We start from the raw sequence: 21,606 nt of genomic DNA on the forward strand, positions 1-21,606 counted from the left end.
AATCGTTGGGGACATGTCCGAGCTGACCCAGCGAGTGCCCGCAAGCGCCCCCGAAGCGACGGCCGCGACGCCGTCGACGCGTTCCGAGGTCGTCGCCGGCGTCCGAGCGTCGCTCTCGGCCGGACTCGGGATGTTCCCGCTCGGCATCGCGTTCGGCCTGCTCGTCGTGCAGGCCGGGCTGCCGTGGTGGGTGGCGCCGGCGCTCTCGCTCGCGGCCTTCGCCGGCTCGCTCGAGCTGCTCCTCGTCGGCATGATCGTGGTCGCCGCGCCGCTCGTCACGATCGCGCTGACCACGTTCCTCGTCAACTTCCGGCATGTGTTCTACGCGTTCTCGTTCCCGATCGGCGTCGTGCGCAACCCGCTCGCCCGCGCCTACTCGGTGTACGCGCTGATCGACGAGGCGTACGCGGTCACGGCCGCCTCGAAGGAGCGGTGGACCGCGCCGAGGCTCATCTCGATGCAGGTCGCGTTCCAGAGCTACTGGGTGGGCGGCGGGCTCGTCGGCGTGCTCGTGGCCTCGATGCTGCCCGCACCGATCGAGGGACTCGAGTTCGCGCTCTGCGCGCTGTTCGTGACGCTCACACTCGACGCCTGCCGGAAACGCGAGCAGGTGCCCTCGCTCGTGCTCGCGGGCCTCTCCTTCACGGCAGCCGTGCTCCTCGCACCCGAGTCGGCGCTGTTCGTCGCGCTCATCCTCTTCATGGGCGCGCTGCTCGTGCGTTATGCCCTGCGCACGCTCCGTTCCCGTTCCCGTGCCGGCATCCGGAGGACTCGTGCCTGAGACCTGGTACCTCGTGGCCGTGCTCGCGACGGTCTTCGCCATCACGCTCGCGCTGCGCGCGCTGCCGTTCGCGGCGCTCAAGCCGCTGCGCGAGTCCGAGCTCGTGCGTACGCTCTCGGTCTGGATGCCCGCCGGCATCCTCGCGATCCTGGCGGCGTCGACGTTGCGTGGCACGATCGCCGCCGGGGACGGCGACGGGCACGGCGTCGTCCTCGAGGCGGCGATCGCCGTCGCCGTGACGGTCGTCGTGCACCTGGCCTTCGGCCGTCGCACGCTGCTGAGCGTCGGGCTCGGCACGGCGACGTTCGTCGCGCTGGTCAACCTGCTCTGAACGGATGCCGCGGCATCCGTTGCCGAGCGGTATCGCGCATTGTGAGCGGCCGCGACCTGCGAGACCATGGGAGGGCGTCCCGGAGGCAACCGTTCGAAGGCACATCGTCGTGCGTGAGGAATCGGAGGAAGCCATGGCCGTCTCACATCCCCGGAGCTCAGTGGTCCGGAATTCAGCCCTCATCCTGGCGGCGACCGCCGCTCTCGTGGTCGCACCCGGAACAGCACAGGCCCAGGAGGTGTTCACGCCCGGCGCTCCGGGTGTCGGCGATCCGTACTTCCCCCTCGACGGCAACGGCGGCTACGACGTCGACCACTACGGCCTGCAGGTCGCCTACGATCCGACGACCGACGTGCTCACCGGCACCGCCACGATCGCCGCGCTCGCGACGCAGGGGCTGTCGAGTTTCAACCTCGACCTGGACGGCCTGAACGTGCGGTCGATCAAGGTCGATGGACGACCGGCGGATTGGAGCCGCGCCGGCGACGAGCTCACCGTCACCCCGCGACGGGGCATTCACGACAGTGCCGCCTTCACGACGGTCGTGCAGTACGACGGTGTGCCGAAGACCCTGCCCGACGGCTCGGGCTTCTTCCACACCGACGACGGCGCGCTCGCCCTGGGCCAGCCGCACGTCGCGGACCTGTGGTTCCCCGTCAACGACCATCCGATCGACAAGGCCTCCTACACGATCGCGATCACCGTGCCCGAAGGGCTCGAAGCCGTCTCGAACGGCGTGCTCGAATCGGAGCGGACCCGGAAGGGACTGACCACGTGGACCTGGGACGCCGTCGAGCCGATGGCCTCCTACCTGGCCATGATGGCGGTCGGCGAGTTCGAGGTCGACGCCTACGCCGCCGACGGGGTTCAGTACTGGGACGCGCTCGACTCCGACCTGGTGGAGCCGTTCGGCCCGCGAACGGGTGAGCAGTTCGCCTGGTCGCAGATCGCCGACACCACGTACAAGCGCCTGAGCCGTACGATCTCCGTACCCCAGGGCGGTGCCGAACTGTCGTTCTGGATCAACCGCGAGACGGAGCTCAATTGGGACTTCGCGTTCGTGGAGGCGCGCACGGCCGGCACGGGCGACTGGACGACCCTGCCCGACCTGAACGGACACACGAGCCAGGACACCGGTTTCGTCTGCCCGTACTGGTTCGGCCTGCACCCCTTCCTGCGCCATTACCAGTCGCAGGCTCCCGGCGGCTGCACGCCCACCGGCTCGACCGGCGAGTGGTGGGCCGCGAGCGGAGCGAGCAACGGCTACGAGCAGTGGGCCGTCGACCTGTCCGCCTACGCGGGCGCCGACGTCGAGGTCTCGATCGCCTACGCGAGCGACGACCTGTTCCAGTTCAACGGCGTGGTCGTCGACGACATCGTCGTGTCGACCGGCGAGGGATCGACCTCGTTCGAGGACGACGGGAACGCGCTGGACGGCTGGACGGTGCCCGGCTCACCGCCCGGAAGCGCGACGAACGCGAACGACTGGATCGTCGCCTCGGCCGCGGACGCGCCGACGCCCCTCGGAGCGATCGCCCAGTCGTCGATGGACCGCCAGCCCGAGATCATCGGGTTCCTCGAGGGCTTCTTCGGGCCGTACCCGTTCTCGTCAGCCGGCGGCGTCGTCGACGACCTGAACGAGCTGACGTTCGCGCTCGAGACCCAGACCCGACCGGTCTACTCGCGCCTGTTCTTCACCGACACGATCAGCGGCGACAGCGTCTTCGTGCACGAGATCGCCCACCAGTGGGTCGGCGACGACCTCGCCGTCGAGCAGTGGCAGCACATCTGGCTCAACGAGGGGTTCGCGACCTACGCCGAGTGGCTGTGGAGCGACGCCGAGGGCCTGGGAACCACGCAGCAGCTCTTCGAGTTCTACGACAGCATCTTCCCGGCCAACGACCCGATCTGGACCGTCACAATCGGCGACCCCGGACCCGACCACCTGTTCGACTTCGCGGTGTACTTCCGAGGTGCGATGACGTTGCAGGCGCTGCGGCTCACCGTGGGCGACGACGACTTCTTCCAGATCCTGCAGGAATGGGTCGCCTCCCAGGCGGGCGGACACGTCACGACCGACGAGTTCATCTCGTTGACCAAGGACGTCTCCGGCGTTCCCGATGCGCAGCTCGACGAGTTCTTCCAGACCTGGCTGTTCACTCCCGAGAAGCCCGACATCGACGAGCTGCTCGCCGCGGCCGCGGATGCCCCGGTCACGGAGCTCTTCCGCGTACCGTCGACGTTCAGCCCTCCGCTCGACCACCGCGGAGCCAAGCACTGATCCGGTCGCCTCGCCGCGCTTCCCCGAGATCGCGGCGACGGGCGGATCGACGAAGGGCCTCCGGCGTACCGCCGAGGGCCCTTCGGGCCAGCATCGCAACTAGGACGCCGCGAGCGCCTCCTGCCACTCGATGAGGTCGGCGATCTTCGCGACGAGCGTGTCGTCCTGGATGCCGTGCGCCTTGGCCCAGGCCTGCTGCAGCACGTGGATCGCGCCCGCGTGGTCGCCGGCGTCGGCGGCGGCCTCAGCGGCCTCGAGGTAGGCGGTGACGTCGCCGGTGAGCTGCTCGTTCTTCTTCGAGTCGCCCGCGAGCTCGGTCACGATCCCGTCCACCTCGTTGAACGTCACGCAGTCGCCGCCGCCCGTGACCTTGCCGGCGGTCCACTCGATGCCGCCGAGCACGTGCTCGAGGAAGAGCGGGTCGCTCCACGAGGCATCCGTGTGCCCTGCGCCCTCGTACCAGGAGCGGCCGCCCTCGAAGTTCTGGCACCACGCCAGCGGGTGGTCGGCACCCATCGCGCCGCTGCCCGGGTTGTAGGTCGACTCGTCGAGGGTAATGAGCACGTGCACCGACTCGCGCGGGTTCACCGTGAAGTTGTACCACTCGTCGAAGCGCTGCCACGCGGCGGGCAGCATTGTGGTCGACGGATGCCCCGGGCTCTCGACGCGCATCGTCGCCGTCTGCTGGGCGGGGTGGTTGCGGAAGCGCGCGCTGCCGCCGGTCAGCTCGCTGTACCAGGGCACGGTGTGCATCGAGTCGGTCGCCGCGTGGAGGCCGACGTAGCCGCCGCCCCCGCGGATGTAGCCCTGGAACGCCGCGAGCTCGGTGTCGTTGAGCAGGCGGGGCCGGTTCGGGTCGAGGTTGTTCGTCGCGTCGACGGGCGAGGCGAAGATGATGGTCGCGTACTTCGACAGGTCGGCGGCCGTCGTGAACGGCGAGGTCGGGAGCGTGAGGGCGGGCTGGCCGGGCGAGTTGCCCTGTGGCGGATCCCAGACGTCGACGCCGAACCCGTGCTCCTCGCCGAGCGCGATGATCGCGAGCGTCGTGTCGTCGATGTGCGAGTGGCGGAACCCGAGAGTCTCCCCCACGACGAGCACCTCGTACTCCTCGTCGGCGGCGTTCGCGGGCGCCGCGGCGATGCCGAGGCTGAGCGTGACCCCGACGGCGCAGAGCCCGGTGATCGCCCGTTGGACGTGTTGCTTCATCAGTCGTTTCTCCTCTTCGAGTGGACCGTGCGGAAGCCGCCTGCACCGGCGTGCGCGGTGAATATGTTGCCTCAGACGACATATTTACAGGCACGACCCTATTGCCGCGCGGTGACGGATGTCAACGGGTCGGATTGCTACTTTCGCCGATGTTCACGCAAAAGGGTGGATGCCGCGACTGGACGCGCGTGCTCGCGACTGCCGGTCCGCGGACGTGCTCGGATGCCCACGACACGAGCCCGCATGACGGGTCAGGCGAGCGGACCCCACTCTGCCCGTTGCCGTTCTACGGCGTCGAGGGTCGTCAGCTCGCGACCGCGCGATCGGGCCGCCTCGAACGCCTCGGCGTTCGGTCCCGACCGGATGGCCTCGACATACGGCAGGTAGAAGGTCGGCGCGTTCGTGAGTCCCGTCCGCTCCCGGAAGACCTCGGCCGCACCCAGCAGGGTTCCCGCTCGCTCCGCGTCGCCGGCGTATGCCGCCACCGCGGTCAGGGCCTCGAGCGCGTAGGCGAGACCCTCATCGTGCTCGAGGCGGATCGCCGTCCCGAAGGCCCCGTCGAAATCGGCCGCAGCAGCGGCCACGTCGCCGCGGATCAGCTCGCACCAGCCCCGGTGGTACAGGCCGTTCTGCAGGGCGAACCCGTCCCCCGTCCGCCGTGCCAGCTCGAGGATCCGACGCGCCAGCTCGGCGGCCGCATCGATGTCCTGCCGCAGGATCGCGACCCGGGTGGCGACGATCGTGAGCATCGACTCGGCCCATGGGCGGTCGGCATCGCGCAGGAGGCGGATCCCGGTCGACAGCATCTCGTCGGCGCGGTCGAGGTCGGCGTCGGGCACCGCGATGAGCTCGAACGCGATGAAGCCCAGGCACAAGGCCTCCCCGACCTGATCGTGCTCCGCCCGGAAGATCGCCATCGCCTCATCGAGCCCCGGCATGGGCGCCGTGGGGTCCTGCCAGAACACGATCGTCCTCGTGAAGTAGAGCGCGATCGCGCGGGCGTGGTCGCCCACCCGGTCGCCCGAGGCGAGCACCTCCTCCATCCACGTCCCCACCTCCGCGAGGTGCCCGCGGAGCCACCAGAACGCGTAGAGCCACCTCGCGACGTCGGCGACGACGTCCCACTGGCGGGTGTCGAGGAGGTACCGGATCGCCGCCCGCAGGTTCTCGAGGTCGTCGACGAGCCGGCGCATGCACTCGACCTGCGCCGCCCCCTCGACCCCGGGCCCGGCCCGCGCGGCCAGGTCGGCGAACCAGCGGGCATGGCGATCTCGCAGCGCGAACGCGTCCGGTCCGGCATCGAGCTCCTCCTGGGCGAACTCGCGCACGGTGACGAGCATGGTGAAGACCACCCGCTCGCCGCGTTCCTCCTGGTGCACGAGGCTGCCGTCCACCAGCGCGCCGAGGTCGGCGAGCGGATCCACGCCCTCGATTCCATCGGCGATCGCCTCCACCGCGTCGAGCGAGAACAAGCCGGCGAAGACCCCGAGCCGGGTGAGAAGCTCACGTGCGGTGGGCTCGAGCAGGTGGGCCGACCATTCGATCGTGGCGCGCATCGTGCGCTGCCGCTCGGGAAGGTCGCGCGCACCGCCGGCCAGCACCGGCAGGCGGTGGTGCAGGCGTTCGAGGAGCTCGTGTGGCGCGAGCACCCTCGCCCGTGCCGCTGCGAGCTCGATCGCGAGCGGCACGCCGTCGAGCGCGACGCAGATCCTTCGGACGTCGTCGAGGTTCTCGCTGAGAAGCCGGAAGTCCGGCTTGGCCGCACGGACCCGCTCGACGAACAGCTCGACCGCGGGATTGGCCGCGACCGCCGCGACAGCCGGATTGTCATCCAGGTCCGGCACGTCGAGCGGCCCGAGCTCGACGCCGTGCTCCCCCGAGACCCGCAGCAGCACGCGGCTGGTGACGAGCGCGGTCGCCATCGGCGCATCCGCAAGCATCAAGGCGATCGCGGGCGCCGAGTCCACGACCTGCTCGAGGTTGTCCAGGAGCAGGAGGATGTGGCGGTCGCGCAGTGCCGTGCGGAGCTGTTCCTCGACCCTGCCGCTGCTGTCGACGACGATGCCGAGCGCATCGGCGATCGCGGCGGGAACGACCGCCGGGTCGGTCACCGGGGCGAGGTCGGCGAAGACGACGCCGCCCGGAAAGCGATCACGGACCCGGTCGGCCGCAGCGAGCGCGAGCCGCGTCTTGCCGATGCCCCCCGGCCCGGTCAGCGTGATGAGGCGCGCCCCGTCATCGAGCAGGTCGACGAGGGCGGCGAGCTCGCGTTCGCGCCCGACGAGCGGGTTCAGCGCGGTCGGCAGCGGCGCCCGGGCGCCGTCGGGTTCGATGCCGGCTCCGCCGTCCGTGCGTTCTGCCGGCGCGGTGCCTGCGAAGCGCTCCGCGAGCAGCGTCGCCAGGTCCCCACGCACGAGTTCAGCGAGCTGCTGAGGGTCGGCGTAGTACGCGTACGCGGCACCGTCGTCATCGCGGATGTGGTCGAGGAGCGCATCGAGGCGCGGCTCCCGGACGACGCCCTCCTTCAGGTAGACGAGCTTCGGCATCCCCGGTGACGAGAGCCGGTACTCGTCCTCGAGCCCCGAGACGTCCTCCCCGGGCGCGACCCATCCGTACTGCGCGCCGTAGAGGCCGATGAAGGTGTCGCTCTGCTCCAGGTAGGCCCGGTAGAGATCGCGGGGAGGATGCGGCCTCGCGCCGAGCTCGAACATGACGGGCGCGAGCCGCAATCCCTCGATCGCGGCGCGGACGGCCCGCCGCTCGGGCGCGAGCTCCTTGAGCGTGGAGCTCACGAACACCCGGAGGCGCTGGTCCGGCGTGCGGATCTGGCCGCTGACCGGGGTCATGGGGACAGTCTGTTCCTGCGCGGTTCGGGTGTCCAGCGCTGCGGCCCCGGCTACACTGCGGGGCATGGCCGACGCGCCCGCCTACCGGATCTGGCCGCCGATCGCGCTCGGCGTGCCGCTGCTCATCGGGTGGGGCATCACGGCCATCGCAGCCGATCCCATCCCGCTGCCGGTCACGCTCTCCCGTTCGATCGCGGTCGTGCTCGTCGTGGCCTTCGCGATCTGGAACGGGTGGGCGATCTGGCTCATGGCGCGGCATCGGACGGCGTTGCTGCCGGGCGACTCGACGAGCACGATCCTCGACACCGGACCGTTCGCGGTGAGCCGCAACCCGCTGTACCTCGGCCTGATCGCCCTCGACGCGGCCCTCGCGCTGCTGTGGCCGTCGTTCTGGGCGCTCGTGCTCACGCCAGTCGGCGTCGCGGCACTGTGGTGGGGCGCCATCGTCCCCGAGGAGCGCTACCTCAGCGCGAAGTTCGGCGCCGAGTACGACGCCTATCGCGCACGCGTGCGTCGCTGGCTGTAGCCGCGGGCGCGGCATCCGTCGCCGGCCTCGTTGCTCACACGATGCCCGCGACGAGGTTGATGATGCTGGCGAGGATCACCGACCCGAACAGGTAGGCCAGCAGGGTCTGCGCGATCACGATCCGTCGTATCTCGTTGGTCCGCACGTTCGTGTCCGCGACCTGGTAGGTCATCCCGAGCCCGACGGCGAAGTACACGAAGTCCGTGTACTGCGGATCCTCGTCCTGGTTGAAGTCGATCCCCCCGACCGGATCGGCGTAGTACCGCGCGGCGATCCGCAGCATGTAGTCGACCTGGACCAACGCCCACGACGAGACCACGCTCACGACGGCGATCCCGGCGAGCAGGAACGCCTCGACCTCCGATCTGTTCCGCGTCTGCAGCAGCACGACGGCGACTGCGCCGAGCCCGACGAGCGACCCCACGAGGGCGATGAGTCGCGCGAGGCGCCGCCCCGGGTCCTCCCCCCTGGCGTGCTCGCGGGTCCGCGACGCATCCATCGGCCAGACCATGACGACCACCCAGACCACGCTGGTCAAGGCGAGCACCGACCAGCCGACGAGGAACCCGGCCACGTATCCCAGGAAGGGCGCGGTCGCCGCCGCGGCGATGGCCCCGGCGATGATCGCGACGATCGCGCGGACGAGGGTCGGTGGCGGCGATGAGCGACTCACGGCCCAATGCTTCCACGATCCCGGATGCCGCGGCAGTGCCGACGGGGCTCGGGTCACCCAGCCCGTGCGAGGCTCACCGGCTCGTCATCGGGCGCGATGGTGCGGCAGCGGGCCACGGGGTCGTCCACGACGAGGGCCATGTGGGTGTCGAGGTCCGAGATCGCGCGTTCCCAGCCGTCCGCACGGTGCCAGACCTCGACGACGTGTCCGGATGCGTGGTCGAACGACAGCACGCGCTCGACCTCATGACCGGCGTCGTACGCCGACACCGAGACCTCGACGAGCTCGTCCCATGGGATCAGGATCTCCGGCATCCCGGGGCCGATGATCCGGGCACCACCCGGCTCCAACACGATCGCTCCGAAGGGGGTGCTCCCGGTCGATTCCATTCCTCCATGATGTTCGCCAAGTGCGTCATGGCCGAAATCCCGGACGCGCTCAGACCGGTCGACGGCGCACTCGGTAGCGCAGGTGAAGCACCCGGTTGCCCTGGATCACCACGTCAGGATCCTCCAGCAGGTGCTGCGAGTCGACCGACCCGAAGTAGCGCTTGCCGGACCCGAGCACGACGGGTGCGACGTCCATGCGCACCTCGTCGACCAGACCTGCCGCGAGCATCTGGCCGCCGACGTCGCCGGCAGCGACCTCGACAGTGCGGTCGCCCGCGAGCTCCTTCGCCTTGGTCACGGCCGCCTCGATGCCGTCGACGAAATGAAACGGCGCGTCGAGGTCCCAGCCCTCGGGCGCCGGCCGGTGCGTCACGACGACGACGTGGTCGACCCCGCTCGGAGGCGTCCCGTCCCAGCCGTCCGTGATGTCGAAGACGTGGCGGCCGGCGATGGTCACTCCGATCTGATCCCAGTACGGCCGGATGTGGTCGTAGGACGCTTGCGACACGTTCAGTACGCCGCTGTCGTCCAACGGGACGTCACCGCTGACCAACCATTCGAACAGGGGGCCGGGATCGTCGTTCTCGGCCGCGATGAAGCCGTCCACCGAGACCGACGCGTTCATGACCACGTTTCCCATGAGTTCCTCCTCTGTTCGGAGTCCCAAGTCTCGTGTGTCGTGAGTGGTCGCTCTTGTAAGAAATCAATCGGCCGGCAGCGGCCAGCCTTCCAGCGCATGGTCGGGATGTTCGCGCAGGAAGCGTTGCCGGACTTCGACATACCTAGTCGGCGTGAGCCCGGTGAACTCCCGGAACTCGTGGACGAAGTGGGCCTGGTCGAAGTAGCCTGCGCCAGCGGCGACGTCGCCCCAGTCGATCGGTGCGGCTACGTCGATCGCCAGCACGGTGGCAGTGAATCGGTAGCTGCGCGCCAGCCGTTTCGGCGTCACGCCGATGACCTCCTTGAACCGCTTCGCCACGTACGTGCTGCTGGCGCGGGCTGCAACGCCGAGGTCGCTGATCGGCACCGCTCCGCCGGTCTCCGCGATGGCGCTGCTCAAGTGGCGGACGATGTCCAGGCCGTCGATCGCGTGCCGCCGTCGCACCAGTTCCTCCTCGAGCAAGGTCAGCATGTCGTGCGGTGCATCCGCCGAGGTCAGTCGGTGTCGCAACTCTGCGACGGCGGGCCGGCCCCAGATCTGCTCCACCGTCGCCGGTCGATCGCACAACTCGGCCGCGGGCATCGGAAGGAACGGTGCCAGGCCCCATGGCCTGAAGTGGACGCCCACGGACCGGGTCGGGGTCGGGTAGCCGAACTCCCACGCGCGGGTGGGCGTGGTGACCGCGCAGCCGTCGGCGTATTCCACGGCTCCGACGTCGGTGCCGGCGCGGATGAGGAACGGTGCCCCGAGGTTGACGATGAGCAAGGGCGCGGGCGCCGCCGGCAGCATCAACCGGGAGTACGGCGGGGCGCCCTCCAGGTAGTAGAGGTCGACGATCAGCCCGTCCAGTGGCGGACCGGGCACCCTCGAGACATACTCCACGCTGACATCATCGCCGACGTCGCCGTCTGGCATCATGCGCCGCTGCAAGCATCGAGCCGGCGCCGATCCTGACGGAGGCCCTGGCGCACCGAATCACGAATCGCGAACGACTAGGTTCGCCCGACTGCCTCGATGTCCTCGAGGAAGCCGGCGGCCACTTCAGGGGAGACGGTGGCACGCGTCGTGGTGATGGCGGCGATGTAGTCCACCATGAACGGACCCCTGCCGTCACCGGAGACCGACTGCACCGCCTTTTCCAAGGCCGCCTGCGAGGCCTTGCGTGCGGCGAACTCGATATCGGCCGGCGAGAAACCCTCCGTCATCGTCACGAGCGTCGGAATGTCGACGCCAACGGAGGCAGGCGGCACATAGCGCTCCCAGATCGCCGACCGAGCTTCGACGTCAGGCAGGCCGATCGGGATCACGTAGTCGAACCGGCCATGGCGCAGGAACGCGGCATCCAATGCCCGAATGAAGTTGGTCGCGCACACCAGGAGTCTGCCCGGCTGCTCACGGAAGGCCGGGATGATCTTCAGCAGTTCATTCGTCACGCCCTGCGTCGGCGAAGGCGGCTCGCCTTGCCGGTGCGACGCGATCTCTTCGACCTCATCGATGAAGACGACGGCGTGCTCGAGCTCCGAGATCGTCGTGAACGTCTCGCGCAGCGCACCGGCGAGGCCTCCCGGGTGGGCAGCGAGCCGCGACGGGAACACCTCGATGAACGACCACTCGAGCCGCGACGCGATCGCCTTCGCGAACGTCGTCTTGCCGGTCCCGGGGGGTCCGAACAGGATGATCGACCGGGGCGGCACGACGCCGAACCGATCGGCGAGCTCCGGGTTCGCGAGTGGCATGACCACCCTGCGCTCCAGCAGATCCTTCTCGGCCGCCATCCCGCCCACTGAATCCCACAGCCCGCGCGGCATGACGCGGCCGCCAAGCGCGGCAAGCTTTCTGAGCTCCTCCTGCTGCACAGGGATGTGACGCTCGAAGTAATGCAGATCGCGCTTCAGCTCGAAACCCTGGTGCAGGAACGCACCGACGCGCGTCTCGGCCATCGGCATGAGAGCCGAGAGCTTCGAGACGCCGTGCGCTGCCATGCGTGATTCAAGGGCAGCGAGGAGTGACGAGCCGATGCCCTGACCCTGTATGTGCGACGCGGTCGCGACGAAGACGACCCAACCCTGCGCGTGCGCCGCCCGCCCGACGGCAGCTCCCACGACGTCGTCGCCGACGACCGCGACGACTGCGTGGTCCTTCGCGCACGAGGCGAGGACGTCCGAGAGCCCGTAGACGGGCTCCGCGTTGGCGGCCAGCACCTGCTCCCACAGGCGCAGGATGCCGTCCACGTCGTCAGGGTGGTAGTCGCGGATCCGCCATCCAGCCATAGGGTCTCCTCGATCGAACTGCTTCGAGGGTGGCACGATACGCACCCGTTCGCGACTGCCCGTTCGCGCCGGTCGAGGACCCGATCGCCTCGACAGGCGCAGAAATACCGGGTCTGCAGACTCGAATCGAAGGAGCTGTGGCCAGAATGTGCCGATCACGCGAGTCTGGCGACACGAAACGCCGTTCGACCAGCCATTCATCGAGCGGAGACGGCGGGATTTGAACCCGCGGTCCCCTTACGGGGACTCCACCTTAGCAGGGTGGTGCACTCGACCGGACTATGCGACGTCTCCTCGCGATGCACTTGCGCGCACACGCGACAGCCATCATAACCCGCGGATGCCGCGAACGACGATTCGAGCGCCGGCGCCCGCACCGGCATCCGGCGAAGTGACGCGAAACGCCCTTCCCGAAGCGTGGGAAGGGCGTTTCGCGTCAGCGAGGAGCCCACGAGATCCGGAGAGCCGGAGAGCCGAGCGTCGCCGAGCGAACGGCGCACGGCGATCGGCTACTGGTCTTCGAGCGGGCGGCCCGCCGAGCATCGGGTCTCGGCCGCGGTCTGGCCCGAGACGTCGGAGGGCAGCGCCTCGACCGTCGGCGCCGGCGCGGCCGGGTCGGCGGGGACCCCCTCGGCAGGAGCCTCCTCGGCGGGCACCTCTTCGGCCGGGACCTCGGCGGGCGGGGCGGCGTTGGGGTCGCCGGCCGACGCGAACGAGGACGACTCGTTGTCGTAGTTGAACGTCACCGGTCGGTCCTCCTGGAGCGCCAGGTTGACCATCTCGGCGGAGTCGGTCGGCACGACGGCGCTGAAGCCCTCGGAGTACGCGGTCGGGTACTGGATGAACGCGATCGAGCCGAGGTCGGTGTCCTTCAGCGCCTTGGCGATCGAGATCATGCGGGTCGGGTCGGCGAGGCTCGACGAGAGCTGCATGTTGGCGAGCGCCGCCTTGGCGATCGAGTAGAGCCTCACCGGGTCGCTCAGGGTGCCGTCGGCCTGCAGCTTGCGGGCCAGCGACGACATGAAGACCTGCTGGTTCGAGATGCGGCCGAGGTCGCTGCCGTCGCCGACGCCATGGCGCGTGCGGAGGAACTGCAACGCGGCGACGCCGCTCAGGGTGTGGTTGCCCGCCTCGAGGAAGGTGCCGGTGTACTCGTCCTCGATCGGCTCGGCGACGCAGACCTCGACGCCGCCGACGGCCTCGGAGAGGCCGGCCACGCCCATGAACTGCACGATGCCCGCGAACGGGATCGATACGCCGGTGAGCGACTGCACGGTCTCGACGACGCAGTTCATGCCGCCGTGCGAGAGCACGGAGTTGATCTTCACGCCGTAGAGCTCGTCGAGCGTGCTCGACGGGTCGTTCGGGTCCTGGCAGGCGGGGACGTCGACGAGCATGTCGCGGGGGAAGCTGACGACCGACGCGTTGGTGTGGTCCTGCGAGATGTGCATCAGGATCGTCACGTCGTTGAGGACCGCGGTCTCCTCATCGGGGTCGCCGAAGCCGTCGCCCTGGCCGGCCCGGCTGTCGCTGCCGATGAGCAGCAGGTTGACGCCGCCCTCCATCGCGCCCACGTCGGGCACGCCCTCGAGCACCTTCTCGCTCTCGAGGGTGACCGTGGGCTTCACGGTGCTGGCGAGGTCCCAGGCGGCGTAGGCGGCGACGGCGGAACCGGAGATCAGGGTGACCGCGACGACGGATGCCGCGACCTTCGCCACCGTCTTCCACGCGCTGTGGGCCTTGAGCCGTCCGTGACGTGCGACCGACGAGGTCTTCGCAGCGCGACGTGAGCTGTGACGCAGGTCCTGATTCACCCGATGCCTCTCCTGTCGTGATCCGTGGTCGTGCGCGCGGAGGGCGTGGGATTCGAACCCACGAGGCATTGCTGCCCACTGGTTTTCAAGACCAGCTCCATCGGCCGCTCGGACAGCCCTCCAACCGGCGCGCCGAAGCCCCGTGAGGGGCCGCGTCGCACAGGCAGGCCCCGATTCTAGCCGAAGCGCATCCGCACGAGCCTCTCATCCCAGCCTGAGAAGGCGCTGATTCGGGTGCTCCGACGGATGCCGCGACCGCAGGTTCCCGCACGATGGCGCGACGCGCGAGCGGATGCCGCTCCCCTGGTCAGCCCGCGTTCGCGCTCGAGCAGCGCACGTCGGCGGCGGTCTGCCCGGTCACGTCGGGAGGCAGCGCGTCAGCCGGCGGCGTCGTCGGGGCGGCCGTGGCCGGGGCATCCGTCGCCGGCGCCTCGGGGGCGGGCGCCTCGGGCTGGGCCGGGGCGTTCGGGTCGGTCACGGTGCCGAAGTCGGAGTCGGTCGTCGCGTTGGGGTCGATGGCGACCGGGTGGTCGGCGACGAGTGCGGCATTGAGCACCTGGGCCGACTCGGCGGGCACGACCGCGGCGAACCCGTCGGTGTACACGGTCGGGTACTGCACGAACGCGATCTTCGAGAGGTCGATGTCCTGCAGCGTGCGTGCGATGGACATGAGCTGCGCCGGGTTCTGCAACGCGGTCGAGAGCGTCATGTTCGAGAGCACGGCCTTCGCGATCGAGTAGAGCTTCACGGGGTCGCCGAGCGTGCCCGAGCCCTGCATGGTGCGCATCAGCGAGGCGAGGAAGGTCTGCTGGTTGGAGATGCGGCCGAGGTCGCTGCCGTCGCCGACGCCGTGGCGCGTGCGGAGGAACGCGAGCGCGTCCATGCCCTGCAGGGAATGCGTCCCCGGGTCGATGTGCAGGCCGGTGTAGTCGTCGTCGATCCGGTCGACGACGCAGACGTCGACACCGCCGATCGCGGTCGAGAGCGCCGCCACGCCGTAGAACTCGACGATGCCGCCGACCGGGATCTGCACGCCGGTGAGCCGCTCGATCGTGGCGGCGACGCAACCGAAGCCGCCCCACGAGAGCACCTCGTTCATCTTCGTCCCGTAGAGCTCGGGCAGCCGCTCGCCCTCGGGGTCGTTCGGGTCGACGCACTCGGGCACGTCGACGAGCATGTCTCGTGGGAAGCTGACGACCTCGACGTGGCTGTGGTCCTGCGAGATGTGCAGGAGCATCGTCACGTCGTTGAGCACGGCCGACTCCTCCTCGGGGTCGCCGAACGCTCCGTCGTCGGGGCGCTTGTCGCTGCCGACGAGCAGAAAGTTCAACCCGCCCTCCATCGCGCCGATGTCGGGCACGTTCTCGAGGATCGTCTCGCTTTCGAGCTTCACGGGCGGCTTCACGGCGGCGGTCGCGAGGAGGTCCACCGCGGCGTAGCTCACGACGGCCGTCGCACTGATGGCGAGCACGGCGACGACGGCCGCCGCGATCTTGCCGTAGGTCTGCCAGGCGCCGTGCCGAGGCATCCGGCCGTGTCTCGGGACGGCAGGCTCGACGGGCCCCTCCGGTGCAGACCGACCGCTCATCGCGCCCCTCCCGACTCGCTGATGATAACCGGCGAGACCCCGAACAGGCGGGATGCGCGTCAGGGAAGCGAGTCGAGCACCGCCGCGAGGCCGGCGTGGTCCACGTCCTCGGCGGTCTCCCCGGCGGCCGCGCGCACCTCGGCGGGCGCCTGCCCCATGGCCACGGCGCGGCCGGCGGCGCCGGCCCACGAGAACATCTCGATGTCGTTGCGCCCATCGCCGACGGCGATCACCCGGTCGAGCGGGAGGTCGAGCCAGCCGCGCACGCGCTCGAGCGCGGTGGCCTTGCTCACGCCGTCGGGGGCGATGTCGAGCCACGCGGTCCAGCCGATCGCGTAGCTCACCTGGTGCAGGCCCATCTCCTCGACGATGCGCAGGAACTCCTCGAGCTCGTGGTCGGGCGACACCACCACGACGCGCGTCGCTCGCTGGTCGAGCAGCTCGTCGAAGTGCACCTCGCGGGCGTTCTCGAGGTTCCAGTCGGACATGCCCTGCGTGTAGAGGCGGTACCCGTCGGGCAACTCGACCATGAACCGCCCGCTCGGGAGGAACGAGCGTATGCGCGCGAGCACGGCCGTCGGGTCGAACGTCTCGACGTGCGCACGCGAGTAGCCGCCGGATGCCCCGTCGTCGCGTCGCATCGTGATGGCGCCGTTCGCGCACACCACGAACTCGGGGGTGAGGCCGAGGCGCTCGAGCACGGGCAGCGTCGTCGCCCACGACCGCCCGGTGGCGAGCGTCACCTCGTGGCCGCGCTCACGCGCGGCGAGGATCGCGTCGGCCACCCGCTCGTCGATCGACTCGTCTTCGTGCAGGATCGTGCCGTCGACGTCGAGCGCGACGAGCCACGGCTCCGCGGCTTCGGCGGGTCGGGGGGCCGGCATGCTCATGCGCGCTTGGGCTCCAGCACCTCGAGGCCGCCGAGGTACCCGCGCAGCGCCTCGGGCACCACCACCGAGCCGTCGGCCTGCTGGTGGGTCTCGAGGATGGCGACGATCCAGCGCGTCGTGGCGAGCGTGCCGTTGAGCGTCGCGACCGGCGCCGTCTTCCCGCTCTCGGTGCGATGGCGGATGTCGAGGCGCCGTGCTTGGAACGTCGTGCAGTTCGAGGTCGACGTGAGCTCGCGGTAGGCCTGCTGCGTGGGCACCCAGGCCTCGACGTCGAACTTGCGCGCGGCGCTCGAACCGAGGTCGCCGGCCGCGACGTCGATGACGCGATAGGTGAGGCCGAGCGACCGCAGCATGTCCTCCTGCCAGCCGAGGAGCCGCTCGTGCTCGGCCTCGGCATCGGCCGGGTCGACGTAGCTGAACATCTCGAGCTTGTCGAACTGGTGCACGCGGATGATGCCGCGGGTGTCCTTGCCGTGGCTGCCGGCCTCGCGGCGGTAGCACGTCGACCAGCCCGCGTAGCGGATCGGGCCGTCGGAGAGGTCGATGATCTCGTCGGAGTGGTACCCGGCGAGCGCGACCTCGCTCGTGCCGACGAGGTAGAGGTCGTCGGCGGGCAGGTGGTAGACCTCCTCGGCGTGCGCGCCGAGGAAGCCGGTGCCCTGCATGATCTCGGGACGCACGAGCGTGGGCGTGATGAGCGGGGTGAAGCCGTTGGCGATGGCCCGGTCGAGGCCCATGTTCATGAGGGCGAGCTCGAGCCTGGCGCCGACGCCCTTCAGGAAGTGGAAGCGCGCCCCCGAGACCTTCGCGCCGCGCGACATGTCGATCGCGTCGAGGAGCTCGCCGATCTCGAGGTGGTCGCGGGGCTCGAAGTCGAACGCGGGGATCTCGCCGACCTCGCGCAGGACGATGAAGTCGTCTTCGCCGCCGGCCGGGACGCCGTCGATGACGACGTTGCCGATGCGCTGCATCGCCGACGTGAACGTGGACTCGGCCTCGCCGGCGCGCTGGTTCGCGTCCTTCACCTTCGCGGCGAGCTCCTGCGCCTGCGCGACGAGCGCGGCCTTCTCCTCCTTGGGCGCCTTCGCGACCTGCTTGCCGAAGGCGTTCTGCTCGGCGCGGAGGGTCTCGAACTCGGAGATGGCCGTGCGTCGCGCGGAATCGGCGGCGAGCGCGTCGTCGACGAAGGCGGATGACTCGCCGCGCGACTCCTGCGATCGCTTGATCAGCTCGGGGTTCTCGCGGAGCAGCACGGGGTCGATCACGCGAGCCAGTCTAGCCCGGGGCCACCGACGGCTCGGGGCCCCGGCCGGCACCCCTGAACTGGGCTGGACGGCCGACGAGGGCGTGGGGCATCCGCTCGGCTCGAAGCGATACGGTTGCAGCGTGACCGGGGATGCGCATCACGCGGCGGCCGCCGGCGTCGACGGGGCCGGCGGGCAGCTCCGCGCGGCCGTGATCTTCAACCCGACGAAGAGCGGGATCGACCTGCTGCGCGCGGCCGTGAAATCGGCTGAGGAGCGGCAGCAGTACGCGCCCTCGCTGTGGCTGGAGACGACCATCGACGACCCTGGCAAGGGCATGGCCCGCGAGGCGATCGCAGCGGGCGTGGATCTGGTGATCGCGGCGGGCGGCGACGGCACCGTGCGCTCGGTGGCTGCCGCCGTGCGCGGCACCGGCGTGCCGCTCGGACTGGTGCCGCTCGGCACGGGCAACCTCTTCGCCCGCAACCTCGGCGTCCCCGTCAACGACCACGACGACGCGGTGGTGCTCGCCTTCGCCGGCGTCGATCGTGCCATCGACGTGCTCGTGGCCGACATCACCCGCGCCGACGGCACGAACGAGACGCATGCCTCCCTCGTGATGTCGGGCATCGGCATCGACGCGGCCATGATCTCGAACACCAACCCCGACCTCAAGAAGCGGGTCGGCTGGCTGGCCTACGTCGACGCGGGCCTGCGGGCCATTCCGGCCTCGAAGCCGTTCCGGGTCGTGCACCGCACGGATGCCGGTCGCCTGCACCGCTCGCGGGTGTCGAGCATCCTCGTGGCGAACCTCGGGTACCTGCCGGGCAACATCGAGCTCATCCCCGATGCGGAGCTCGACGACGGCAAGCTCGACGTCGTGGTGCTGCAGCCGCGCAACCTCATGGGGTGGCTGCTCGTGTGGCGGCGCGTCACCTGGGAGAACCGCGTGCTGCGCAAGAGCGCGCTCGGGCGGCAGTTCCTCGACCTCACGGGCGGCAGCCGCCGTCGCGAGATCGTCTACTCGCGCGGGCGGTCGGTCGACATCGAGATCGAGGCGGATGCCGAGGAGTTCGAGATCGACGGCGACGAGTTCGGCACCGTGGTCGCCGCGCGCTTCCGCGTGGACCCGGCCGCCCTCATCGTGCGCGTCGAGGACTGACGAGCGGGACGAGCGGCTCCCCGCCGAACACCGGCGACGAGACGGGTCGGGCTAGCGCCCGTCGATCGTCGATGAGCGGCGCCGATCGTGCTCGGCGTCGATCACGCGATTCGTCACGGCGCCCACGATGATGAAGCCGAGCAGCGCCACCACGCCCACGAGCGTCGCCGGCTGCGGGATCGCGTTGGCGATCTGGATGATGCGGTACTGCGCGATGGCCGCGTCGCTGGGATCGGGGTTGAGGAAGATCTCGCCGGTGTCCTCGACCACGACGCCCACGGCCCAGATGGTGAGCGCGGCCGCGACGACGACGACCAGCGCCAGTGCGATGGCCGCGGGGTTGCGGAGGAGCCGAGCGATCACGAGGGCTCCGAGCGTCGACGGGCCCAGCGGATGCCGGTCCACACGAGCATCGCGACGAGCCCGAGCAGGCCGCCCTGGATGAGCGACGGCGCCACGACCCAGCCGACGTACTGGAGCCAGCGGTCGGACTGGCTCACACCCGAGAACGGGTTGTCGGCCATCAGGCCCGCCCACCAGAACGCGCCGCCCACGACGATCGCGATGACGGCGACGCCCCAGGCTGCGAGGAACCACGGGTCGGCGGGCGACGGCTCGTCGTCGGCCTCCGCGAACTCGGACGGGAAGAGGACGTCGTCCTCCGCATCGAGGTCCCGTTCGGTCGAACGGACGTCCTCGTGCGGGTCGGCACGAGTCGGTCGCGGCCCCGCCGTCGGCTCCGGATCCGGCCGGCGCACCGGCGGCGCGGGTGCCGTCGCGGACGCTGTCGAGTCCTCCGGCGCCGAGCCGGCCGGCGCGATGACGATGCCGGGAGGCTGGTCGCCCTCATCGGCCGTCGCCGCGTCGGGCACGTATCCGCGCTGGTACCGCGGATCGAACCGTGGGTCGATCCCCGGCTCGGGACGTGTCTTCGTCATGGCGTCCTCCGTCGTGCCCACCAGCGCCACAGTACCGCGATCCCGTGCCGGGTGGCCCCGAACGCCTGCCGACTGGCTCGTCCGGCACGGGATCGCAGATCGCGATTCAGCTCACGAAGGAGAGGTGCCCCCACCCCGTGCCGACGACCGACGGGAGCTTGAAGAGGCCCCCCTCGCCCGGGTAGAGGTGGAGGTTGCCGCCCCGGTCACGGCCCATGATGTCGTCCCAGCCGTCGCCGTCGAAGTCGCCGGCGCCGAACACGGCGTCGAACATGTTCCAGCCGGTGCCCGCGCGGTACTGGCCGATCCAGTCGCCCCAGCCCGACGCCTGGTAGACCCAGAGGTCGCCGTTGGGCATGCGGCCCATGACGTTGGCCTCGCCGTAGCCGCCGAAGTCGCCCACGGCGAACACGGTGTCGAAGATGTTCCAGCCCGAGCCGACCTTCGACACGGCACCCCAGCCGCCCTTCCCGTCGCCCGGGTAGAGCCACAGGTCGCCGGCGCCGTCACGCGCCAGCACGTCCGCGTTCCCGTCGCCGGAGAAGTCGCCCGGGCTGAAGATCGCCGTCATGTGACCCCAGCCGGTGCCGACGACGCCCCAGCCGAGCCAGCCGCCGTTCCCGTCACCGCGGTACAGGTGCAGCCGACCCGCCGAATCGCGGGCCATCACGTCCTCGTGCCCGTCACCCGAGAAGTCGCCCGCGGCGAACACGTGGTTCATGATCGTCCACCCCGACCCGATCGTGGAGGCACCCTTCCAACCGGATACCCCGTCGCCGGTGTACATCAACATCGAACCGGAAGACGTACGGACCAGCACGTCGGGGTTCTCGTCGCCCGAGAAGTCCCGATCGAACTCCAGGAACTCCGCCGTCAGGTCGAGCGTCACCTTCGAGTCGTCCTCGACGGTCACCGCAGGCGAGACGTTCGCGCGGGTGCGCCAGCCCCAGTAGCCGCCGACCGTCGCCCGATAGCTGCCGGGAAGGAGTCCGTCCGCGGTGCTGAACGTGTACGTCGCAGCCCCGTCGGCCGCTTCGGTGGGCGTGGCCAGCACGCCGCCGGCGTACACCCACGCCGGCTCGGCCCTGGTCCCGACGTTCCGGTCGAACAGCACGTACATGCTCTCGCCGACCTCGGGTTCGTCGCATCTGTCGCACGTGATCGTGCCCGAGATGCTCCGGTAGCGCATCATCGCGGCGTCGACCCCGGTGCGCTGCTCGCCTTCGGCGAGCTCGAAGAACGGGATCCACGGGTTCACGTACCCGTCGGCGGTGACGTCGAGTTCGTACCCGGCGGCCGGAAGGCCGGCCAGCAGATACGTGCCGTCGGTCGTGGTGAACGCCTCGCCCACCACCTCGGTGCTCCAATCGATCGGATCCCAGGCGGTCGCGGTCACCTTCGCTCCGGCAATGGGCGTCCCAGCCTCCGTCCGAATGGTTCCGGCGATGGATGCGGTTCGCTGGGTCGGGGCCTCGACCGTGGGCGAAGGGTCCTCGGCAGAGACTTCCACCTGCGGCAGCGTGATGTCCATGCCCGCGAGCGACGCATCGCTCACCTCGACCACTGCGCTCATGTCCGCCGCCTCGACGCCGCCCCACCAGAGGGTCTGGTACCCCGGCGTCGACGGCGCGAATCGCAAGGTGTAGCTGCCGGGTTCGAGCGACAGCGAATAGCGTCCGTCGGCGTCGGTGCGAACGCCCTCTGCCGGACCGGGCACGTAGGCGCCGTCGACGTTCTGCTGCCACGTGACGACCGCGGAGACCCCGGCGGGATGGTTGCCGTCGGTGCCGAAGCTCACGGTGCCCGAGACGCTCTGGGGGGCCGCGACTGCGGGCGCCGCGGTCACGGCGAGGGAGGCGAACAAGGTCGCCACGATGGCCAGAATCGCGGCGAACGCCCGGCGGCGCGGGGCCTGACGGATGGACGGGATGCGGGTGACGGTTCGGGTCACGATGCACGTCGCTGGGGCATCGATGGGGCTCCATTCATGTAGGGATCGGGGGAAC

19 protein-coding genes and 2 tRNA genes are annotated in these 21,606 nt (G+C 70.1%); 5 read left to right on the plus strand and 16 right to left on the minus strand.

Annotated elements, in window-relative coordinates; genetic code table 11:
- Positions 1-13 precede the first annotated feature (13 nt).
- The 3 genes from ACWEOH_RS06690 (at position 14) to ACWEOH_RS06700 (ending at position 3,393) form a co-directional block, all read left to right on the plus strand.
- Positions 14-781: an AzlC family ABC transporter permease gene (locus ACWEOH_RS06690; protein WP_452029358.1), complete on the plus strand. Its 768-nt coding sequence runs from the start codon at positions 14-16 to the stop codon at positions 779-781.
- On the plus strand, positions 774-1,112 hold the full coding sequence (locus tag ACWEOH_RS06695; protein WP_452029360.1) for a branched-chain amino acid transporter permease: 339 nt from the start codon (positions 774-776) through the stop codon (positions 1,110-1,112). The genes ACWEOH_RS06690 and ACWEOH_RS06695 overlap by 8 nt, the downstream gene beginning before the upstream one ends.
- Positions 1,113-1,272: 160 nt before the next feature.
- Positions 1,273-3,393 (plus strand): M1 family aminopeptidase, encoded by a 2,121-nt coding sequence (locus ACWEOH_RS06700; protein WP_452029362.1) that lies wholly within the window; start codon positions 1,273-1,275, stop codon positions 3,391-3,393.
- 99 nt (positions 3,394-3,492) lie between these two features.
- Here the strand turns inward: ACWEOH_RS06700 and ACWEOH_RS06705 are convergent, their stop codons facing one another.
- Positions 3,493-4,599, minus strand: a complete 1,107-nt coding sequence (locus tag ACWEOH_RS06705; protein ID WP_452029364.1) for a ThuA domain-containing protein — start codon at positions 4,597-4,599, stop codon at positions 3,493-3,495.
- Between the two features lie 251 nt (positions 4,600-4,850).
- Positions 4,851-7,445 carry an ATP-binding protein gene (locus ACWEOH_RS06710; RefSeq protein ID WP_452029366.1) on the minus strand — a complete coding sequence of 865 codons (2,595 nt, stop codon included), beginning with the start codon at positions 7,443-7,445 and terminating at the stop codon, positions 4,851-4,853.
- 64 nt (positions 7,446-7,509) lie between these two features.
- Here ACWEOH_RS06710 and ACWEOH_RS06715 point away from each other — a divergent pair, with 64 nt between their 5' ends.
- Positions 7,510-7,971 carry a methyltransferase family protein gene (locus tag ACWEOH_RS06715; protein WP_452029368.1) on the plus strand — a complete coding sequence of 154 codons (462 nt, stop codon included), beginning with the start codon at positions 7,510-7,512 and terminating at the stop codon, positions 7,969-7,971.
- Positions 7,972-8,005: 34 nt separating this feature from the next.
- Here the strand turns inward: ACWEOH_RS06715 and ACWEOH_RS06720 are convergent, their stop codons facing one another.
- From ACWEOH_RS06720 to serS, 11 genes are all read right to left on the minus strand, one after another.
- Complete coding sequence (locus ACWEOH_RS06720) at positions 8,006-8,644, minus strand: DUF1345 domain-containing protein (RefSeq protein WP_452029370.1); 639 nt, start codon at positions 8,642-8,644, stop codon at positions 8,006-8,008.
- 53 nt (positions 8,645-8,697) lie between these two features.
- Entirely contained in the window at positions 8,698-8,958 is a 261-nt protein-coding gene (locus ACWEOH_RS06725) for a hypothetical protein (RefSeq protein WP_452029372.1), read from the minus strand.
- A 124-nt stretch (positions 8,959-9,082) separates the two neighbouring features.
- The gene (locus ACWEOH_RS06730; RefSeq protein ID WP_452029374.1) at positions 9,083-9,673 is read right to left on the minus strand and encodes a dihydrofolate reductase family protein; all 591 of its coding nucleotides are present in this window, start codon (positions 9,671-9,673) and stop codon (positions 9,083-9,085) included.
- 63 nt (positions 9,674-9,736) lie between these two features.
- Entirely contained in the window at positions 9,737-10,612 is an 876-nt protein-coding gene (locus ACWEOH_RS06735; RefSeq protein ID WP_452029376.1) for a helix-turn-helix domain-containing protein, read from the minus strand.
- Positions 10,613-10,686: 74 nt separating this feature from the next.
- Positions 10,687-11,964 carry an ATP-binding protein gene (locus ACWEOH_RS06740; protein WP_452029378.1) on the minus strand — a complete coding sequence of 426 codons (1,278 nt, stop codon included), beginning with the start codon at positions 11,962-11,964 and terminating at the stop codon, positions 10,687-10,689.
- A 205-nt stretch (positions 11,965-12,169) separates the two neighbouring features.
- A tRNA-Ser gene (locus ACWEOH_RS06745) sits at positions 12,170-12,258 on the minus strand.
- A 215-nt stretch (positions 12,259-12,473) separates the two neighbouring features.
- A complete protein-coding gene (locus ACWEOH_RS06750) occupies positions 12,474-13,778 on the minus strand; it encodes an LCP family protein (RefSeq protein WP_452029380.1) in 1,305 nt (434 codons plus the stop codon).
- Positions 13,779-13,815: 37 nt separating this feature from the next.
- Positions 13,816-13,900: transfer RNA gene (locus ACWEOH_RS06755), tRNA-Ser, on the minus strand.
- A gap of 185 nt (positions 13,901-14,085) precedes the next feature.
- On the minus strand, positions 14,086-15,306 hold the full coding sequence (locus ACWEOH_RS06760; RefSeq protein ID WP_452029382.1) for an LCP family protein: 1,221 nt from the start codon (positions 15,304-15,306) through the stop codon (positions 14,086-14,088).
- Between the two features lie 119 nt (positions 15,307-15,425).
- Positions 15,426-16,250 (minus strand): HAD family hydrolase, encoded by an 825-nt coding sequence (locus ACWEOH_RS06765; RefSeq protein ID WP_452029384.1) that lies wholly within the window; start codon positions 16,248-16,250, stop codon positions 15,426-15,428.
- A gap of 2 nt (positions 16,251-16,252) precedes the next feature.
- Positions 16,253-17,521, minus strand: a complete 1,269-nt coding sequence (serS, locus tag ACWEOH_RS06770) for a serine--tRNA ligase (RefSeq protein ID WP_452029386.1) — start codon at positions 17,519-17,521, stop codon at positions 16,253-16,255.
- 121 nt (positions 17,522-17,642) lie between these two features.
- Between serS and ACWEOH_RS06775 the strand changes: the two genes are divergently transcribed.
- Entirely contained in the window at positions 17,643-18,662 is a 1,020-nt protein-coding gene (locus tag ACWEOH_RS06775; protein ID WP_452029388.1) for a diacylglycerol/lipid kinase family protein, read from the plus strand.
- Between the two features lie 51 nt (positions 18,663-18,713).
- On the opposite strand, the gene ACWEOH_RS06780 is transcribed toward ACWEOH_RS06775, so the two are convergent.
- The 3 genes from ACWEOH_RS06780 to ACWEOH_RS06790 form a co-directional block, all read right to left on the minus strand.
- Positions 18,714-19,025, minus strand: a complete 312-nt coding sequence (locus ACWEOH_RS06780; protein ID WP_452029389.1) for a hypothetical protein — start codon at positions 19,023-19,025, stop codon at positions 18,714-18,716.
- Positions 19,022-19,600 carry a hypothetical protein gene (locus ACWEOH_RS06785; protein ID WP_452029391.1) on the minus strand — a complete coding sequence of 193 codons (579 nt, stop codon included), beginning with the start codon at positions 19,598-19,600 and terminating at the stop codon, positions 19,022-19,024. The genes ACWEOH_RS06780 and ACWEOH_RS06785 overlap by 4 nt, the downstream gene beginning before the upstream one ends.
- 106 nt (positions 19,601-19,706) lie before the next feature.
- Positions 19,707-21,551, minus strand: a complete 1,845-nt coding sequence (locus ACWEOH_RS06790) for a carboxypeptidase regulatory-like domain-containing protein (protein ID WP_452029393.1) — start codon at positions 21,549-21,551, stop codon at positions 19,707-19,709.
- Positions 21,552-21,606: the final 55 nt, after the last annotated feature.

The organism is Agromyces sp. NPDC004153 (assembly GCF_053603635.1).

Excerpts from the sequence above, each read along its gene's own strand:
- ACWEOH_RS06740 (WP_452029378.1), bottom strand. The coding sequence starts at position 11,964 with ATGGCTGGATGGCGGATCCGCGACTACCACCCTGACGACGTGGACGGC.
- ACWEOH_RS06715 (WP_452029368.1), top strand. The coding sequence starts at position 7,510 with ATGGCCGACGCGCCCGCCTACCGGATCTGGCCGCCGATCGCGCTCGGC.
- ACWEOH_RS06705 (WP_452029364.1), bottom strand. The coding sequence starts at position 4,599 with ATGAAGCAACACGTCCAACGGGCGATCACCGGGCTCTGCGCCGTCGGG.
- ACWEOH_RS06725 (WP_452029372.1), bottom strand. The coding sequence starts at position 8,958 with ATGCCGGAGATCCTGATCCCATGGGACGAGCTCGTCGAGGTCTCGGTG.
- ACWEOH_RS06735 (WP_452029376.1), bottom strand. The coding sequence starts at position 10,612 with ATGATGCCAGACGGCGACGTCGGCGATGATGTCAGCGTGGAGTATGTC.
- ACWEOH_RS06760 (WP_452029382.1), bottom strand. The coding sequence starts at position 15,306 with ATGCCTCGGCACGGCGCCTGGCAGACCTACGGCAAGATCGCGGCGGCC.
- ACWEOH_RS06690 (WP_452029358.1), top strand. The coding sequence starts at position 14 with ATGTCCGAGCTGACCCAGCGAGTGCCCGCAAGCGCCCCCGAAGCGACG.
- ACWEOH_RS06730 (WP_452029374.1), bottom strand. The coding sequence starts at position 9,673 with ATGGGAAACGTGGTCATGAACGCGTCGGTCTCGGTGGACGGCTTCATC.
- ACWEOH_RS06765 (WP_452029384.1), bottom strand. The coding sequence starts at position 16,250 with ATGCCGGCCCCCCGACCCGCCGAAGCCGCGGAGCCGTGGCTCGTCGCG.
- ACWEOH_RS06785 (WP_452029391.1), bottom strand. The coding sequence starts at position 19,600 with ATGACGAAGACACGTCCCGAGCCGGGGATCGACCCACGGTTCGATCCG.
- ACWEOH_RS06710 (WP_452029366.1), bottom strand. The coding sequence starts at position 7,445 with ATGACCCCGGTCAGCGGCCAGATCCGCACGCCGGACCAGCGCCTCCGG.